This is a genomic window from Streptomyces rubradiris (assembly GCF_016860525.1).
Classification (GTDB): Bacteria; Actinomycetota; Actinomycetes; order Streptomycetales; family Streptomycetaceae; genus Streptomyces; species Streptomyces rubradiris.
This window is the reverse complement of record NZ_BNEA01000015.1, coordinates 2,928,078-2,944,854: the sequence shown is the minus strand read 5'-3', so window position 1 is coordinate 2,944,854 and position 16,777 is coordinate 2,928,078. Positions and strand designations below refer to the sequence as shown.

General features: G+C 74.1%; 16 protein-coding genes and 1 pseudogene. 12 read left to right on the top strand and 5 right to left on the bottom strand.

The window, feature by feature from the left end:
• Window positions 1-116: 116 nt before the first annotated feature.
• From Srubr_RS26125 to Srubr_RS26090, 8 genes are all read left to right on the top strand, one after another.
• The gene (locus tag Srubr_RS26125; protein ID WP_189997389.1) at window positions 117-311 is read left to right on the top strand and encodes a hypothetical protein; all 195 of its coding nucleotides are present in this window, start codon (window positions 117-119) and stop codon (window positions 309-311) included.
• Window positions 312-359: 48 nt separating this feature from the next.
• Window positions 360-1,214: an N-acetyl-1-D-myo-inositol-2-amino-2-deoxy-alpha-D-glucopyranoside deacetylase gene (gene mshB, locus Srubr_RS26120; protein WP_189997388.1), complete on the top strand. Its 855-nt coding sequence runs from the start codon at window positions 360-362 to the stop codon at window positions 1,212-1,214.
• Window positions 1,211-1,627, top strand: coding sequence for a DUF6113 family protein (locus Srubr_RS26115; protein ID WP_189997387.1), 417 nt, complete (start codon window positions 1,211-1,213; stop codon window positions 1,625-1,627). The genes mshB and Srubr_RS26115 overlap by 4 nt, the downstream gene beginning before the upstream one ends.
• A 158-nt stretch (window positions 1,628-1,785) precedes the next feature.
• Entirely contained in the window at window positions 1,786-4,248 is a 2,463-nt protein-coding gene (locus Srubr_RS26110; RefSeq protein WP_189997386.1) for a hypothetical protein, read from the top strand.
• A gap of 179 nt (window positions 4,249-4,427) precedes the next feature.
• Window positions 4,428-5,357 carry an ABC transporter ATP-binding protein gene (locus Srubr_RS26105; RefSeq protein ID WP_373313581.1) on the top strand — a complete coding sequence of 310 codons (930 nt, stop codon included), beginning with the start codon at window positions 4,428-4,430 and terminating at the stop codon, window positions 5,355-5,357.
• Window positions 5,354-6,094, top strand: a complete 741-nt coding sequence (locus Srubr_RS26100) for an ABC transporter permease (protein WP_189997384.1) — start codon at window positions 5,354-5,356, stop codon at window positions 6,092-6,094. The genes Srubr_RS26105 and Srubr_RS26100 overlap by 4 nt, the downstream gene beginning before the upstream one ends.
• A 32-nt stretch (window positions 6,095-6,126) precedes the next feature.
• Window positions 6,127-7,287: a sensor histidine kinase gene (locus tag Srubr_RS26095; RefSeq protein WP_189997498.1), complete on the top strand. Its 1,161-nt coding sequence runs from the start codon at window positions 6,127-6,129 to the stop codon at window positions 7,285-7,287.
• Complete coding sequence (locus Srubr_RS26090; protein ID WP_189997383.1) at window positions 7,284-7,898, top strand: response regulator transcription factor; 615 nt, start codon at window positions 7,284-7,286, stop codon at window positions 7,896-7,898. Before Srubr_RS26095 ends, Srubr_RS26090 begins: the two co-directional genes overlap by 4 nt.
• A gap of 10 nt (window positions 7,899-7,908) precedes the next feature.
• On the opposite strand, the gene Srubr_RS26085 is transcribed toward Srubr_RS26090, so the two are convergent.
• Window positions 7,909-8,775 (bottom strand): transglutaminase family protein, encoded by an 867-nt coding sequence (locus Srubr_RS26085; protein ID WP_189997382.1) that lies wholly within the window; start codon window positions 8,773-8,775, stop codon window positions 7,909-7,911.
• A 475-nt stretch (window positions 8,776-9,250) separates the two neighbouring features.
• Window positions 9,251-10,249, bottom strand: a pseudogene (locus tag Srubr_RS26080) (GNAT family N-acetyltransferase); the annotation flags it as partial.
• A 139-nt stretch (window positions 10,250-10,388) separates the two neighbouring features.
• On the opposite strand from Srubr_RS26080, the gene fdxA reads away from it, so the two are divergent.
• Window positions 10,389-10,706, top strand: coding sequence for a ferredoxin (gene fdxA, locus Srubr_RS26075; RefSeq protein WP_189997381.1), 318 nt, complete (start codon window positions 10,389-10,391; stop codon window positions 10,704-10,706).
• A 124-nt stretch (window positions 10,707-10,830) separates the two neighbouring features.
• On the top strand, window positions 10,831-11,928 hold the full coding sequence (locus tag Srubr_RS26070; RefSeq protein ID WP_189997380.1) for a bifunctional succinyldiaminopimelate transaminase/glutamate-prephenate aminotransferase: 1,098 nt from the start codon (window positions 10,831-10,833) through the stop codon (window positions 11,926-11,928).
• A 79-nt stretch (window positions 11,929-12,007) separates the two neighbouring features.
• On the opposite strand, the gene Srubr_RS26065 is transcribed toward Srubr_RS26070, so the two are convergent.
• The gene (locus Srubr_RS26065) at window positions 12,008-12,457 is read right to left on the bottom strand and encodes an ATP-binding protein (protein ID WP_189997379.1); all 450 of its coding nucleotides are present in this window, start codon (window positions 12,455-12,457) and stop codon (window positions 12,008-12,010) included.
• A gap of 337 nt (window positions 12,458-12,794) precedes the next feature.
• Window positions 12,795-13,787 carry a heavy metal transporter gene (locus Srubr_RS26060; protein WP_189997378.1) on the bottom strand — a complete coding sequence of 331 codons (993 nt, stop codon included), beginning with the start codon at window positions 13,785-13,787 and terminating at the stop codon, window positions 12,795-12,797.
• A gap of 95 nt (window positions 13,788-13,882) precedes the next feature.
• Here Srubr_RS26060 and dapE point away from each other — a divergent pair, with 95 nt between their 5' ends.
• Together dapE and Srubr_RS26050 are read left to right on the top strand one after the other, a co-directional pair.
• The gene (gene dapE / locus Srubr_RS26055; protein ID WP_189997377.1) at window positions 13,883-14,962 is read left to right on the top strand and encodes a succinyl-diaminopimelate desuccinylase; all 1,080 of its coding nucleotides are present in this window, start codon (window positions 13,883-13,885) and stop codon (window positions 14,960-14,962) included.
• Between the two features lie 105 nt (window positions 14,963-15,067).
• On the top strand, window positions 15,068-15,826 hold the full coding sequence (locus tag Srubr_RS26050; RefSeq protein WP_189997376.1) for an LOG family protein: 759 nt from the start codon (window positions 15,068-15,070) through the stop codon (window positions 15,824-15,826).
• Between the two features lie 44 nt (window positions 15,827-15,870).
• Here Srubr_RS26050 and folP read toward each other — a convergent pair whose 3' ends face one another.
• Window positions 15,871-16,731 carry a dihydropteroate synthase gene (gene folP, locus Srubr_RS26045; RefSeq protein ID WP_189997375.1) on the bottom strand — a complete coding sequence of 287 codons (861 nt, stop codon included), beginning with the start codon at window positions 16,729-16,731 and terminating at the stop codon, window positions 15,871-15,873.
• Window positions 16,732-16,777 lie beyond the last annotated feature (46 nt).

Here is a 16,777-nt window from a genome sequence, read left to right as displayed (position 1 = left end):
GCACACGGATAGTTATGATCACTACCGCTGTGTGGGTATGAACCTGCTGGCGTCTGCATGGATTTGCTCAACTGATCTAGAACCCGCGTCCCTGGGATCTTTGGAGGTGAGCCGCCGTGGCACTCTCGATTTCGGCGGTGGTGCTGCTGGCGATCATCGTCTTCCTGTTGATCAAGAAGTCAGGACTGAAAGGCGGCCACGCGGTCATCTGCATCCTGCTCGGCTTCTATCTCGCCTCCTCGACCATCGCGCCCACGATCAGAGAGCTGACGACCAACGTCGCCGGCATGATCGGCAGCATCAAGTTCTGAGGGCCGGTGTCGCCGGGGGCGGTGCGCGGGACCTCGTAGGGTGGTGCCATGACGGAACTGCCCGCGCGGCGTCTGCTGCTGGTGCACGCGCACCCGGACGACGAGTCGATCAACAACGGCGCGACCATGGCCAGGTACGCGGCCGAGGGTGCCCATGTGACCCTGGTCACCTGCACCCTGGGCGAGCGTGGCGAGGTCATCCCGCCGGAGCTGCGGCACCTGACGGGTCCCGCGCTGGGCACACACCGGCGCGGTGAGCTGGGCGCGGCCCTCGCCGCGCTCGGCGTCACCGACGGCCGGCTGCTCGGCGGCGCCGGGCGCTACGGCGACTCCGGGATGACCGGCACCGCCGACAACGACGACCCCGGCTGCTTCTGGCAGGCCGACGTGGACGAGGCCGCCGGCCACCTCGCCGAGGTGATCCTCGAGGTCCGCCCGCAGGTCCTCGTCACCTACGACGACAACGGCGGCTACGGCCACCCGGACCACGTCCAGGCCCACCGCGTCGCCATGCGTGCCGTCGACCTCGCCGCCGAACGCGGCCACAGCATCGCCAAGGTGTACTGGAACCGCGTCCCGCGCTCCGTCGCCGAGGCCGCCTTCGCCCGCCTCGGGGACGAGCTGGACACCCTGCCGTTCGACAAGAGCGCCGCCGTGGACGACGTACCGGGCGTGGTCGACGACGAGCGCGTCACCACCGCGGTCGACGGCACCGCGCACGCCGCCGCCAAGGCCGCCGCGATGCGCGCCCACGCCACCCAGATCGAGGTGGCCGGGCCGTACTTCGCGCTCTCCAACGCCCTCGCCCAGCCGCTGTTCACCACCGAGTACTACGAACTGGTGCGCGGCACGGCCGAGCCCGGGGAGACCGACCTCTTCGCGGGTGTCGAGGAGGCGTCATGAGCGACGGCGGACCGGGCCCGCTGCTCGCCCAGCCGCTGCGCCCGCCCTCTCCCGGCCGGGCCGCCGCCCTCGTCGGCCTGTTCGTGCTCGGCGCGCTCGTGGGCGTGGCAGGCGCCCTGGTGCAGGCCGCCTGGTTCCCCGGCGGGCTGCTGCTCGCCCTCGCCGGCGCCGCGGGGGCCTTCCTCGGCGGCTCCTACGCCACCCGGAGCCGTGGCGGGGCGGTCGCACCGGCCGTGGGCTGGCTCGTCGCCGTCGTCCTGCTCACCACCACCCGCGCGGAAGGCGACTTCCTGTTCGGCGCGGGCGTCGGCTCCTACCTCTTCCTGCTCGGCGGCATGGTGCTGGCTGTGATCTGCGCCACCGTTGGCGCCGGACGGCAACCCGGCGGCGGCTCCGCCCGACTTGGCAAGTGACGTACCACTTCGCCGTGCGGCGCACGTGCGAGTCCCGTGTGGGTTTCCCCAGCGGTCATGGGATGCGCGTCAGTAGTGGCCAGTATGGTGGTGCGCGCCGCCGAGCCGCCCGAGCAGTCAGGTCGTAAGGGCGGCGGAGCCAACCGGGAGAACCTGCCTTGAGTCGTGAAACTGACACTCCGTCCTCCGGGCCCAACGGGCGCGGCGGAGCCGCATACCCCTCCGGCACCCCGCCGTACGGGACCCCCCTGGCTTCCGACGACGGTACGGGCGCGGGCCGTTCGGGCACGCGGCCGGACGAGAAGAAGACCGAGACCACGCTGACGACCCGGATCCGGATCAACATCCCCGGATCCCGGCCCATCCCGCCGGTCGTCGTGCGCAAGCCCGTCGCGGACGGCGAGGGCGGCGGGGACGAGACGCCCGCCGCCGAGGAGCGGCCCGCGGCGGACCGCGCGTCCGCCGCCGACGGCGCCGCCGGGGTCCCGGCCGGGCCCGCCGGCCAGGCGGAGGAGAAGGCCAGCGACTGGTTCGCGCCCCGCAAGTCCGGTGCCCCGAAGGGCGGTCCGGGCGGCGGTGGCACCAACGGCGCCGGGATCCAGGGCGGTTCCGCCGCCCCGGCTTCCGCCCCCGGCGCGGCGAACCCCCGTAAGGGTGGTCCGGGCGCGTCCGGTTCGGCCGGTGCCACCGGCGCGCGCTCCGGCGGACGTCCCGGCGGGGTGGTCGGCGCCATGACCGCGCCGGGCGGCTCCCGCTCCGGCGGCCGCAAGGGCGGCGCCGCGAACGGCAAGAACCTGCCCGGCGCCACCGGCGGCCCGGTCGCCCCGGGCCACGGCGGCGGCACCGGCTCCTTCGACGTGACCGAGGCGCTGACCGCGGGCCCGCTGGGCGGCGGCTCCCGGCCCAACGCCCCCGAGTCCGGTGCGCCCGGCTCCGATGAACACCGCCGCGACGACCTGCCGTACTTCTCGGGGGACCGCCCGGCCCACGGCGGCCAGGACGGCTACGGCGCCGCTGCGAGCGCACCCGACGGGTACGGCACCGGTGCCGGCGGAACCGACGGCTACGGCGGCGGCGCGGCCGGTGTCCCCGGGCAGGGCGGCGCCGGCGACTTCACCGGGCGCGGCGGACACGGCGGCCCGAACGGGCACGGTGGCGCCAGCGGCTTCAACGGGCCCGGCGGAGCCGGCGGCCCCGGCGGGCCGCAGGGCCCGGCCGGCCCCACCAGCGGCCCGGTCACCGGCGACGGCACCCTCCTGCCGCCCGGCCCCGGCGCGGGCGGCCCCTTCGACGGCCCCTCGGGCGCGGGCGCCGGCCACCCCGGTCAGGGCGCCCCGCGCAGCGCCCTGACCGACCTCGCGGACCTCGACGGCCCCGGTAACGGCCCCGCCGGTGCGGGCCCCCGACCGGCCGGCCGCGGTCCCGGCGGCGGGCTCAGCGACGACACCGCGATCCTCACCCCGCAGAAGCCGGCCCCCGAACCGGGCACGCCCGGCTACCGCTCGCCGGCCGCCGGCAACGTCTCCGGGCAGACCGTCACCAGCGGCATGCCGGTCGTCCCCGGCGCGGGCGGCGGCGCCCCGTTCGGCACCCCCGGCGGCGGCCCGGCGGCACCCGCGCCCAAGCCCGAGCCGGTCCCCGCCCCCAAGGCGGCCAAGCCGAAGAAGAAGGGCCGCAGCAAGCTGATGCTGCTCGGCGTCGCCGTGGTCGTCGTCGCGGGCGGTGCCTACGGCGCCGGACTGCTGATGAACCACACCGACGTGCCCAAGGGCACCACCGTGCTCGGCGTCGACATCGGCGGCGGCACCCGCGACGACGCGGTCAAGAAGCTGGACGACGCCTTCGGCAAGCGGGTCGACAAGCCGCTGAAGCTGTCCGTCGGGGGCAAGACCGTCACCCTCACCCCGGAGAACGCGGGCCTCCAGTTCGACTACCAGGCCACCGTCAGCGAGGCCGCGCACAGCGACTACAACCCGGTCCACGTCGTCGGCTCCCTGTTCGGGCAGAAGCGCGTGGTCGCCCCGGTCATGCCGGTGGACGAGGAGAAGCTGCACGCCGCGCTCCAGCAGGCCGGCGGCGGCTCGGAGGCGGGCGCGGGCGTGGCCACCGACGGCACCATCGAGTTCAAGTCCGGCAAGGCCGTGCCGGTCTACGGCAAGGCGGGCAAGGCCGTCGACGCCGAACACTCCGCCCAGGCGGTCGAACAGGCCTACCGGGCGCTGGTGGAGACGGGCAGCGCCACCCCGGTCGCCGTGCCGACCACCACCCGGCAGCCGACGGTCTCCGACGCCGAGGTCGACCGGATGATGAAGGAGTTCGCCGAGCCCGCGATGTCGGGCCGGGTGACGGTCCAGGTGGACCCGGCCCACTCGGTGCCGTTCAGCCCGCAGAACTCGCTGTGGAAGTTCCTCCGGGTCACGGCCGTGGACGGCAAGCTGGTCGACAAGCCCGACCTGGCCGCCCTCAAGGAGCTGTACGGCCAGGCCTTCGACGGGGTGCTCATCACCCGGGGCAACGGCAAGAAGACGGCCGTCACCCCCGAGGACGTCTACGCCGCGCTGCGTCCGGCGCTGATGAGCAGGACCAACCGGGTCGGGATCATCGAGACGAACCCGAGCTAGGCACGCCGCCGACAGCGTCATGACGGGCCCGTGGCCGGCCGCGGGCCCGTCGTGGCCGGTCGCGCGGTTCCCCGCGCCCCTTCGGGGCACGGTCACCCGCCGGGCATGACATCTGTCACCCGGCGCTCAGGACCCACGGCACTGCCGGACCGCCACCCCCCGCGGCCAGCATGGACGCCATGACGACGACAGCGGTACCGGCCACCACCACCCCGGTGGTCGGGTTCGACCAGGTGACCAAGACGTACGGGAGCGTGCGGGCCGTGGACGGCCTCTCGCTGCGGCTGTACCCGGGGGAGACCGTGGCCCTCCTCGGCCCGAACGGGGCCGGCAAGTCCACCACCCTGGACCTGCTCCTCGGGCTGAAGCAGCCCGACAGCGGCTCGGTCGCCCTGTTCGGCACCAGCCCGCGCGAGGCCATCGTGGCCGGCCGGGTCGGCGCCATGCTGCAGAGCGGCGGGCTGACGGACGGGGTCACCGTCGCCGAACTGGTGAAGCTGGCCTGCTCGCTGCACCCGCGGCCGTACCCGGTCGCCGACGTGCTGGCGCGCGCGGGCCTCACCAAGATCGCCGACCGCAAGGCCGGCAAGCTGTCCGGCGGGCAGACCCAGCGGGTCCGGTTCGCCCTCGCCACCGCCGGCGACAGCGACCTGATCGTCCTGGACGAGCCGACCACCGGCATGGACGTCTCCGCCCGCCAGGCCTTCTGGGCCACCATGCGCGAGCAGGCCGACCAGGGCCGTACGGTGCTGTTCGCCACCCACTACCTCGAAGAGGCCGACGCCATCGCCGACCGGGTCCTGGTGCTGCACCGGGGCCGCCTCCTCGCCGACGGCACCGCCGCCGAGATCAAGGCCAGGGCCGGTGTCCGCCGCATCTCCTTCGACCTGGCCGGCGACATCGACGAAAGCGCCCTCGGCGCCCTGCCGTCCGTCACCCGGATCGACGTCTCGGGCCGGACCGTCCGCATCCAGTCCGCCGACGCCGACGCCACCGTCCACGCCCTGTACGGCCTCGGCCTCTACCCCCGCAACCTCGAAGTCACCGGCCTCGGCCTGGAGCAGGCCTTCGTCGCCATCACCGCCGCCGAGGAGGCGAAGCAGCAGTGAACAGCCTGATCAAGCTGGAAGTCGTCCGGGCCCTGCGCAACCGCAAGTTCCTGTTCTTCACCGTGATCTACCCCTCGGCCCTGTTCCTGCTGATCGCGGGCAACGCCGACAGCCACACCGAGGTCGACGGCACGGGGCTGACCCTGCCGACGTACATGATGGTCTCCATGGCCTCCTTCGGCGTCCTGACCGCCACGCTCATGGGCAACAGCGAGCGCATCGCCAAGGAGCGCGAGAGCGGATGGGTACGGCAGCTTCGGCTGACCCCGCTGCCCGGGCGCGGCTACGTCCTCGCCAAGACCGCGGGCGCGGCCGTGGTCAGCCTGCCGTCCATCGTCATCGTGTTCGCGGTCGCCGCCGTGGTGAAGGACGTACGCCTGGACGCCTGGCAGTGGCTCGCGCTGAGCGGCGCCGTCTGGGCCGGCAGCCTGGTCTTCGCCGCGCTTGGCGTCGCCCTCGGCTACCTGGCCACCGGCGACGCGGTCCGCCCCATCACCATGATCATCTACTTCGGGATGTCCATGCTGGGCGGCCTGTGGATGCCCACCACCACCTTCCCGCAGTGGCTCCAGGACATCGCCCGGTGGCTGCCCACCCACGCGTACGCTGCCCTGGGACGGGCCATCGAACAGAGCCAGGCCCCGCACGCCCAGGACATCGCCGTGCTCGTCGCCTCCTTCGTCCTGTTCGCGGGCGGCGCGGCCTGGCTGTACCGGAAGGACACGCTGAAGGCGTGAGCAGTACGACGACGGAAGACCGGCACATCGCGATGCCGCGGCACACCCCCGTGGGCTGGCCGCCCACCAGCCGGCGCGACCTGATGGTCAAATCGGTGTGGATCCTGGTCTGGCTGGTCTTCCTCAGCTCACCCGTCGAGGACCTGGCCGGCGGCCACCACTCCACCGCCGCCACCGTGGCGGGCTCCTGCGGCCTCGCCGTCTTCGTCGGGGTCTACCTGACGATGGTCTTCCGCAACATCGGCCGCCCCTTCTCCCGGGGCGTCGTGCTCGTCCTCGGCGGGATCCTCGGCATCCTCGCCCCCGTCCTGGCCTACACCCTCGGCAGCGCCTGGCTGGGCCTGTTCGTCTATCTGGCGGTCGCCTTCGGCGCCACCCTGCCGCTGCGCGCCGCCTACTGGGCCATCCCGGCCTCCGCCCTGGTGATGTACCTCATCGGCATGCGCTCCGCCGAGAAGGAGGCGCGCGGCCTGGTCGTCCTCGTCGTGCTCATCGGGTTCGCGATGACCGGCGTCGGCCAGCTCGTGCGCACCACCATCGAGCTGCGCAAGGCCCGGGCCACCGTCGCCCAGCTCGCCGCCAACGAGGAGCGCCTGCGCCTCGCCCGCGACCTGCACGACCTGCTCGGCCACTCGCTCTCCCTGATCACGCTGAAGAGCGAGCTGGCCGGCCGGATGCTGCCCGATCACCCGGAGCAGGCGGCCCGGCAGGTCGCCGACATCGAACAGGTCAGCCGGCAGGCCATGGTCGACGTCCGTGAGGCCGTCACCGGCTACCGGCGGCCCCGGCTGGCCGGCGAACTCGCGGGCGCCCAGGTCGCCCTGGCCGCCGCCGAGGTCGTCGCCGAGGTGCCCGCCGCCCCCGACCTCACCGGCGTGCCGGAGGAGGCCGAGTCCGCCCTCGCCTGGGCGCTGCGCGAGGCCGTCACCAACGTGGTCCGGCACAGCGGTGCCAGCCGCTGCGCGGTACGCCTGCTGCGCCACGAGACCCTGGACGGCCCGGTGCTCGAACTCACCGTCGAGGACAACGGCTCCGGCGGCTCCGGCAAGGGTCCCGGCAACGGTCTGACCGGCCTGACCGAGCGGCTCCAGAAGGCCGGCGGCACCCTGCGCGCGAGCCGGATCAAGCGCGGATTCCAACTGGTCGCCCGCGTCCCGGCGGCCTCCTCGGCCGACATAGGATCCGGGGCATGACGAGCACGATCAAGGTCCTGCTGGCCGAGGACCAGTCGATGGTCCGCGAGGCGCTGGCCGCGCTGCTCGGCCTGGAGGACGACATCGAGGTCGTCGCCCAGGCCGCGCGCGGTGACGAGGTGGTCGACGCCGTCGGCGCGCACGGCGTGGACGTGGCGCTGCTCGACATCGAGATGCCCGGCTGCACCGGCATCGAGGCCGCGGCCCGGGTGCGCCGCGCGTACCCGGACGTGAAGCTGGTCGTGCTCACCACCTTCGGCCGGCCCGGCTATCTGCGCAGCGCCATGGAGGCCGGGGCCGACGCCTTCCTCGTCAAGGACGCCCCCGCCGCCCAGCTCGCCGAGGCGATCCGCAAGGTGCTGGCCGGCGAGCGGGTCATCGACCCCACGCTGGCCGCCGCCGCGCTCGCCGAGGGCGCCAATCCGCTCACCGAGCGCGAACGCGAGGTGCTCCGCGCGGCGGCCGACGGCTCCACCAACGCCGAACTGGCCCGCGCCCTGCACCTGTCCCCGGGCACGGTCCGCAACTACCTGTCCACGGCCATCCAGAAACTGGCGGCCCGCAACCGGGCGGAGGCGGTGCTGATCGCCCGCGAGAAGGGGTGGCTGTAGGGACGCTCGGTCAGTTGAGCCGGGCGCGAGCGGTGCCCGCCTCCTGCCGGATCCTGCGCGCCGCCGCCTCGTCCACCACCTCGATCAGGTCGGCGTAGTGCTCCAGCTCCTCGGCGCCCGCCGTGAACCGCCCGCTCCGCACCAGCAGTTGCCCGCGCTCGTAGCGCAGCCGCGCCGGATGCGCGGGGATGAGCAGCGCCAGCTCCACGGCCCGCAGTCCCACGTCCGACCGCTCCGGCCGCGCCGCCGCCCACGCCCGCATGTTGTTCAGCACCCGCTGCACGACCTCCAGCGGCGGCGCCGGCTCCAGCATCGAGGGGTCCGGCGGCGCGCCCGTGGCGCCCACGACCAGCAGCTCGGCGTCCGTTCCGGTCAGCACCCGCCCGCCCTCGAACGGATCGGCCAGCACCCTCTCCTCCGCCGCTCCGAACCCGACCACGAAGTGCCCCGGCAACGCGACCCCGTACACCGGCGCCCCGGCCCGGCGCGCGACCTCCAGCCACACCACCGACAGCAGGATGGGCAGCCCGCGCCGCCGCCGCAGCACCTCGTGCAGCAGGGAGGACTCCAGCCGCTGGTAGTCGCCGGGCGTGCCGTGGAAGCCGTGGCGGTCGCCGAGCAGCCGGCGCGCCGCCTCCGCCCACGCGCGCGGCCCGCCCGGCCGGTACGGCAGCTCGCCCGCCAGCCGGTCCAGCTCCGCCTGCGCGGCGTCGATGTCGGCGTCGTCCAGCGAGCCGTCCGTCTCGGCACCGATCAGCAGGCACAGCGCCGACAGATCCGGCCGTTCGGCCCGGACCTCCTCGGCGAACCGCCGCCGGACCTCGGCGGAGCGTTCCGGCGGGGGCGGGTACGGCGGCGGCAGATACGGCTGACGCATGACAGCCTCAGCCCCTTCCACGACGGCCGGGGGGCGCGGCCGGGTCGTTCGACGCGTGGCCCCCGGCCGGTTCTTCCAGTGTGCGGCCGGCGGTGGCGGACGCGGCTTGGCCCTCCGGCCGGCGGCCGACGGCGGGCGTGGCGGGGTCTTGCGGCGTGCGGTCCGGGGTGGCGGGCGTGGCGGGGTCTTGCGGCGTGCGGTCCGGGGTGGCGGGCGTGGCCGGGGCGTGTGGTGTGCGGCCGGCGGTGGCGGGCGCGGCTTGGCCCTCCGGCCGGCGGCCGACGGCGGACGTGGCGGGGTCTCGCGGCGTGTGGTCCGGGGTGGCGGGCGTGGCCGGGGCGTGCGGTGCGTTGCCGGATGCGGCAGGTGCGGCCGGTGCTTCCGGTACCTGGCCGGAAGCGGCGGGTTCTTCCGGCGTGCGGTCCGGGGCGGCGGGTGCGGCCGGTACGTCCGGTGTGACGTCGGGCGTGGCCGGTAGTTCCGGGGCGCGGTAGTGGTGGTAGGTGTGGTGCGGCAGGAAGCCGAGGGTGCGGTACAGGGACCGGGCGCCCTCGTTGTCCGTCTCCACCTGGAGCCACGCCGCCGAGGCGCCCTCGTCCAGGGCACGCCGGGCCAGCGCGGCCATCACCTCGGTGGCCAGCCCCTCCCGGCGCCGGGAGGGGTCCACCTCGACGGCGGCGAACCCGGCCCAGCGGCCGTCCACGACACACCGTCCGATCGCCGTCGGCGGCTCGCCGGCCCCGGCACCGGGCACGGCCGCGAACCACACCGACGGTCCGCCGTGCAGCACCCGCAGGGCCGCCTCGCTCATCCCCTTGCGCCGGTACCGGGCGAGCCACGCCTCGTCCGCCGTCCGGGACAGCACCACACCCGTGCCGCCGGCCCGGTCCGCGACCGGCGCCAGCGCCCCGGTCCACAGTTCCGCGGTCACCTCCCGCACCCAGCCGCGCCGCTCCAGCTCCGCGCACAGCAGCTCCTGCGTGCCCTCGGCGCCGGTCGCGGTCTGCACCCGCGCCGGCAGGCCACGCTCGCCGTACCAGCCTCGTACGGCGTCCAGGGCCGCGTCGAGCCCGAGCCCGGGGTGGCCCAGCGGCAGCACACTGTTGGCGCGCCGGGTGAACCCGGCGGCGGCCCGCAGCTCCCAGTCGCCCAGCGGCTCGCTCTCCACCGGCGGCCAGGCGCGCGCGGTGACGCGCGCGAGTTCCGGGTAGGAGGCGGCGGGACCCCGGCGGCGCGCCGGTGCGGCGGGAATCACTTTGCCCGCGACCAGCGCGGTTTCGGGAATCCGGACACGTTCGCCGTCCCGGCGTGTGATCATGAGCACGCCACCGTCCCAGGATGTGAGAACACCCACCGTGTCAGTGAACTTCTCCGGTCCGGCACCGGGTTCGCCCAACCGCCGTACAGAGACCCGTTTCCCCACGTCAGCAGGGGTGATTCGGACCTCCAGGCGTCCTGTCGCCGAGATTTCCACTGGTCAGTTCACCCCTCCTGTTCGGATCATGCTCCGGAACGGAGATACTAGGGGCGGGCATCGACGACGCCGCGCTCCCGCGCGCCAGGCGGCGGGCCTGAGGAGGCTCGCCAGCGCCCTATCGAGGAGGAACGACAGCGTGACCTACGTCATCGCGCAGCCTTGTGTCGACGTCAAGGACAAGGCGTGCATCGAGGAGTGCCCGGTCGACTGCATCTACGAGGGCCAGCGGTCCTTGTACATCCACCCGGACGAATGCGTCGACTGTGGTGCCTGTGAGCCGGTCTGCCCGGTCGAGGCGATCTTCTACGAGGACGACGTCCCGGAGGAGTGGAAGGACTACTACAAGGCGAACGTCGAGTTCTTCGACGAGCTGGGCTCGCCCGGCGGAGCCAGCAAGCTGGGGCTGATCGAGCGCGACCACCCCTTCGTCGCCGGGCTGCCGAAGCAGAGCTGACCGCCCGCCTGAGCGCCAAGCGGCCGCAGCCGCGCCGCCTCGGTCCCGTACGGCCCGATCCTCCCGATCAGCGCCGCACGGGACCGAGGCGTTTGCCGCACCGTACGAAAGTGAGCCACTGATCGTGTCCGCAGTCTCCGACCGGCTCCCGGTCTTCCCGTGGGACAAGCTGGAGCCGTACAAGAAGACGGCCGCCGCCCACCCGGACGGCATCGTCGACCTCTCGGTGGGCACCCCGGTCGACCCGGTGCCCGAGCTGATCCGAAAGGCCCTGGTCGACGCGGCCGACTCGCCGGGCTACCCGACCGTCTGGGGCACCCCTGCCCTGCGCGACGCGATCACGGGCTGGCTGGAGCGCCGGCTGGGCGCCCGCGGGATCACCCACCGGCACGTCCTGCCGGTCGTCGGCTCCAAGGAACTGGTGGCCTGGCTGCCCACCCAGCTCGGCCTCGGCCCCGGCGACAAGGTCGCCTACCCGCGCCTGGCCTACCCCACCTACGAGGTCGGCGCCCGCCTCGCCCGCGCCGAGTACGAGGTCTACGACGACCCGCGCGAGCTGGACCCGGCGAACCTGCGGCTGCTCTGGCTGAACTCCCCGTCCAACCCGACGGGCCGGGTCCTGACCAAGCGGGAGCTGACGGACATCGTCGCCTGGGCCCGCGCCCACGACGTCCTGCTCTTCTCCGACGAGTGCTACCTGGAGCTGGGCTGGGAGGCCGACCCGGTCTCGGTCCTGCACCCGGACGTCAACGGCGGTTCCTACGACGGCATCGTCGCCGTGCACTCCCTGTCCAAGCGGTCCAACCTGGCGGGCTACCGCGCGGCCTTCGTCGCCGGTGACCCGGAGGTCCTCGGCCCGCTGCTGCAGATCCGCAAGCACGGCGGCATGATGACCTCCGCGCCGACGCAGGCGGCGGTCGTGGCCGCGCTCGGCGACGACGACCACGTGCGGGAACAGCGCGAGCGGTACGCGGCCCGCCGCGAGGCGCTGCGCTCGGCCCTGCTCGCCCACGGCTTCCGCATCGAGCACAGCGAGGCGAGCCTCTACCTGTGGGCCACCCGCGACGAGTCCTGCTGGACCACGGTCGCGCACCTGGCCGACCTGGGCGTCCTGGTGGCCCCGGGCGACTTCTACGGCGAGGCGGGCGCACGCCACGTACGGGTGGCCTTCACGGCGACGGACGAACGTGTCCAGGCCGCCGTCTCCCGCCTGACCCGCTGACCGGCGTCGCGGGCCGCGGGCACAACGACGGACGGGGTCCAGGGAACTCCCTGGACCCCGTCCACCGGCACCGGCGGCCTCAGCCGAGCGGCAGGCCCTTCGTCGGCAGGGAGTCCGTCGGCAGCCCGCCCTTGGTGAGCGTGTCCGTCGGCAGGCCCCCCTTCGTCGCGCCGACCGCGGCGTCCCCGAGGACACCCCCCGCGGCCCCGGCCGCGTCGCCCACGGCCTTCTGCGCCACCGGAGTCGTCCGCTTCACGGCGCTGCCGCCGGTCTTGCCCGCGGCCGGCACCGCCTGCCCGACCGCCTTGCCACCCGCGTGGCCCGCGACCGAGGTCACCTGCTGCGCGGCACTGTCGACGGCGTCACCGGCGTGCGCCCCGTCCAGCGCGGTCAGCCCGCTCAGGTTGGGGCCGACGTCGGGCAGGTTCGTGGCCGCACCGGCGGAGCCGGCCGCACCGACCCCGGCGGCCGCTCCCGCTGCGACGAGCAGCGCGGCACGGGCGATCCGGCGGGTCAGAGGGAGGGACATGATGCTCCATTCGACGGGAGAGAACGGTGTCTGCGTCCGAGCCCGTCTCCGGCTCGGACGCCGTGACTACCGCTCGAAGCCCGCGAAGGTTGCGGACGCCCCGGGTAAAGAATGGATAACGCATCGCATTATCGGGTGTGGATAAAAACGGGCAAAGAGCGTCCGGCGTGCGCCGCGCGGAAACCTTCCGGCCCCTGATTTCCCAAGGGTTTCCGCGCTCGGAGGACCACCCGCGCCGGCCGTCCCGTCACTCCGGTGGAGCACAACCCGCGGGAGTGACCGGCCGTACGGCTGTGCGCCCTGCCGCGCGGCCCGCTACGCGGCCCGCCGCAGCGGCCTACTGCGCGGCGACGATCCGGACGGCCCCGGCGGACCGCTCCGCCCCGGCGGCCCCCTCGGAGGCGACGGGGCGCCACTCGTCGGAGTCGCTCCCCACGGTCCACTCCCGCCCCGCGTACGTCACCCGCTCGATGCGCAGCGCCGAGGAGTTGGCGACCGCCCAGTGCGCCAGCTGCCAGCCCCGCTCGAGCTCGTCGCGCCCGGTGGCGTCCTTCTTCGTGCCCTCGGGCACCGGAACCGTCACCGTCCGCCCGCGCGCGGTCGCGGTCACGCTCGGCGACGGGGTCGGCGACGGCACGGGCGTCCCGCCCACCACCGCGCCGGTCTCCTGGAGCGCGTCCCGCCCGAAGTCCCGTACCAGCGCGGCCCGTACCGCGTCCGGGCCGGTCTCGGGCGCCGTGTGCTGCGGGCGCCCGTCACAGGTCAGCGTGGCCGCCGCGCGCCCGGTCAGGGCCGCCGCCAGCAGCGTGGCGTCCAACTCGTGCTTGGCGTACGCCTCCGGGTAGCCGCTGCGCTGCACCCGCTGCGCGGCCACCGTCAGCGGCAGTTCCGTGTAGTGCGGCACCTTGGCCAGGTGCGCGTAGAAGATGCCCGCCGCGTACGTCGGGTCCATGATCTGCCGCTCGCTGCCCCAGCCCTGCGAGGGGCGCTGCTGGAACAGGCCCAGCGAATCCCGGTCGCCGTGCCGGATGTTGCGCAGCCCCGACTCCTGGATGGCGGTGGCCAGCGCGATCGTCACGGCCCGCTCCGGCATCCCGCGCCCGGTGCCCACGGCCGCGATCGTGGCCGCGTTCTCCGCCTGTTCGGGCGTGAACTCGTAGGCGGCCCCGTCGCCGGAGGCCGAGACCACTTCGCAGCCGCGCGCTCCGCCGCCTCCGGTGACGTACTGCACCACGAGGTACGCGGCGACACCGCACAGGACCAACAGGGCCGCCGTGAAACGGAAACGGCGGCCACGGCGCTCGGGAGAGGTGGGGGACGGCTCTGGCACGCGTACAAGGTACTGGAGCCGGGCCGGTGCCCCGCGCGGGGACCGCGCCGTCGGCCCGGCGGTGTTCCGGCAGGTGGCGCGCTAGGGTCGAGGTCATGCCCGACACCTCCCTTGACCTCACGCTGGACGCCGCCACGCTCACCGCGCGGCTCGTGGACTTCCCGTCGGTCAGCGGCACCGAGAAGCCGCTCGCGGACGCGATCGAGACCGCCCTGCGCGCCCTGCCGCACCTGACCGTGGACCGGTACGGCAACAACGTGATCGCCCGGACGGACCTGGGCCGGGCCGAGCGCGTCATCCTGGCCGGCCACATCGACACCGTCCCGATCGCGGACAACGTGCCCTCGCGGCTCGACGACGACGGCGTGCTGTGGGGCTGCGGCACCTGCGACATGAAGTCGGGCGTGGCGGTGCAGTTGCGCATCGCGGCCACGGTCCCGGCCCCCAACCGCGACCTGACCTTCGTGTTCTACGACAACGAGGAGGTCGAGGCCGAACGCAACGGTCTGAGGCACGTCGCCGAGGCCCGTCCGGAGTGGCTCCGGGGCGACTTCGCGGTGCTGCTGGAGCCGTCCGACGGCGAGGTGGAGGGCGGCTGCCAGGGCACGCTGCGGGTGCTGCTGAAGACCACGGGCGAGCGGGCGCACTCGGCGCGCGGCTGGATGGGCTCCAACGCCATCCACGCGGCGGCGCCCATCCTGGCCCGCCTGGCGTCCTACGAGCCGCGCCGGCCGGTCATCGACGGGCTGGAGTACCGCGAGGGCCTGAACGCGGTGCGCATCGGCGGGGGAGTGGCGGGCAACGTCATCCCCGACGAGTGCGTGGTGACGGTCAACTTCCGCTACGCCCCCGACCGCACCGAGGAGGAGGCGATCGCGCACGTCCACGAGGTGTTCGCGGACTGCGGCGTGACGGAGTTCGTCGTCGACGACCACAGCGGGGGCGCGCTGCCGGGGCTGTCCCACCCGGCCGCCGCGGCCTTCATCGAGGCGGTGGGCGGCACCCCGCGGCCCAAGTACGGCTGGACGGACGTGTCCCGGTTCTCCGCGCTCGGCATCCCCGCGGTCAACTACGGCCCCGGCAACCCGCACTTGGCGCACAAGCGGGACGAGCGGGTGGAGACCGCGAAGATCCTCGCGGGCGAGGAGCGGCTGCGGAACTGGCTCACGGCGTAAGGGCGGGCGGGGTGCCGGTGTCTGCCGGACACGCCGGGGTCCCCCTTCCGTAACCCGGATGGATCTAGGCTGAGAAGGAACTACCGGCAAGCGGAGGGAGCGCACATGGCGACCGGAAACCCCGAGGGGAAGAAGCAGCCGCCGGACGAGCAGCGGCTCGGCCCGGTCCTCCGGCGGCGGGGCCAGGTCACCGCCAGCACGACCGACCAGCGGCTGCTGGACGAGCGCGCTCCCACCGACTGGGTCCACACCGACCCCTGGCGGGTGCTGCGCATCCAGTCGGAGTTCATCGAGGGCTTCGGCACGCTGGCCGAACTCCCGCCCGCCATCAGTGTCTTCGGCTCAGCGCGGACACCGGTGGACTCACCCGAGTACGACGCGGGGGTGCGGCTCGGCCGGGGGCTGGTGGAGGCCGGCTTCGCGGTCATCACCGGCGGCGGCCCGGGCGCGATGGAGGCGGCCAACAAGGGGGCGTGCGAGGCGGGCGGCATCTCGGTGGGCCTCGGCATCGAGCTGCCCTTCGAGCAGGGCCTCAATCCCTACGTCGACATCGGCCTGAACTTCCGCTACTTCTTCGTCCGCAAGATGATGTTCGTGAAGTACGCGCAGGGGTTCGTGGTCCTCCCCGGCGGCCTCGGCACCCTGGACGAACTCTTCGAGGCCCTCACCCTCGTCCAGACCCAGAAGGTGACCCGCTTCCCCATCGTCCTCTTCGGCAGCGAGTACTGGGGCGGCCTGGTGTCCTGGCTGAGGAACACCCTTGTCGCCCAGGGCAAGGCCGCCGAGAAGGACCTCCTCCTGTTCCACGTCACGGACGAGGTGGAGGAGGCGGTGGCCCTGGTGTCGAAGGAGGCGGGACGGTAGGGGCCGGCCCGAACCCACCGGGCGCACCCGCGAGTGACCGGCGGCTACGCCAGGCCCCGCCGGGCCACCGTGGGTGGCCGGTGGCCGGCGATGGCGGTCACCATGTCGAGCACCTGCCGGGTCTCGGCGACCTCGTGCACCCGGTACACCTGCGCCCCGAGCCACGCGGAGACGGCCGTCGTGGCCAGCGTGCCGATCAGCCGCTCCTTCACCGGCCGGTCCAGGCTCTCGCCCACGAAGTCCTTGTTGGACAGCGACACCAGCACCGGCCAGCCCGTGGCCACCATCTCGTCCAGCCGCCGCGTCGCCTCCAGGCTGTGCCGGGTGTTCTTACCGAAGTCGTGCCCGGGGTCGATCAGCACCGACTCCCGCGGCACCCCCAGCGAGACCGCCCGCTCGGCCAGCCCGAGGGTCACGTTCAGGATGTCGGCCATGACGTCGTCGTACGTCACCCGGTGCGGCCGGGTCCGCGGCTGGGCCCCGCCCGCGTGCGTGCACACCAGTCCCACCCCGTACCGCGCCGCGACCTGGGCGAGCCCGGGGTCGACGCCGCCCCACGCGTCGTTCAGCAGATCCGCGCCCGCCTCGCACACGGCCTCGCCGACCTCTGCCCGCCAGGTGTCCACGCTGATGATCACATCGGGGAACCGGCGCCGTACCTCCGCGACGAAGCCCACCGTCCGGCGCGCCTCCTCCTCGGCCGAGACCTCCTCGCCGGGCCCCGCCTTGACCCCGCCGATGTCCACGATCGCGGCGCCCTCGGCCACCGCCCGTTCCACCCGCGCGAGGGCCGGCTCGTCGCGGAACGTGGCCCCTTGGTCGTAGAAGGAATCCGGCGTCCGGTTCACGATCGCCATGATCACCGGCTCGTGCGGCCCGAATTCCCGCTTGCCCAGCCTGAGCATCCGCCCTGCCCTCTCCTAGTACGTCCCGCTGTACGGCCGCCTGTGA

Bases quoted from the DNA above. Each gene is read 5' to 3' on its own strand.
- Srubr_RS26065 (WP_189997379.1), bottom strand. From the start codon at position 12,457: ATGTCCCTCCCTCTGACCCGCCGGATCGCCCGTGCCGCGCTGCTCGTC.
- Srubr_RS26090 (WP_189997383.1), top strand. From the start codon at position 7,284: ATGACGAGCACGATCAAGGTCCTGCTGGCCGAGGACCAGTCGATGGTC.
- folP (WP_189997375.1), bottom strand. From the start codon at position 16,731: ATGCTCAGGCTGGGCAAGCGGGAATTCGGGCCGCACGAGCCGGTGATC.
- Srubr_RS26085 (WP_189997382.1), bottom strand. From the start codon at position 8,775: ATGCGTCAGCCGTATCTGCCGCCGCCGTACCCGCCCCCGCCGGAACGC.
- Srubr_RS26115 (WP_189997387.1), top strand. From the start codon at position 1,211: ATGAGCGACGGCGGACCGGGCCCGCTGCTCGCCCAGCCGCTGCGCCCG.
- mshB (WP_189997388.1), top strand. From the start codon at position 360: ATGACGGAACTGCCCGCGCGGCGTCTGCTGCTGGTGCACGCGCACCCG.
- Srubr_RS26050 (WP_189997376.1), top strand. From the start codon at position 15,068: ATGGCGACCGGAAACCCCGAGGGGAAGAAGCAGCCGCCGGACGAGCAG.
- Srubr_RS26105 (WP_373313581.1), top strand. From the start codon at position 4,428: ATGACGACGACAGCGGTACCGGCCACCACCACCCCGGTGGTCGGGTTC.
- Srubr_RS26095 (WP_189997498.1), top strand. From the start codon at position 6,127: ATGCCGCGGCACACCCCCGTGGGCTGGCCGCCCACCAGCCGGCGCGAC.
- dapE (WP_189997377.1), top strand. From the start codon at position 13,883: ATGCCCGACACCTCCCTTGACCTCACGCTGGACGCCGCCACGCTCACC.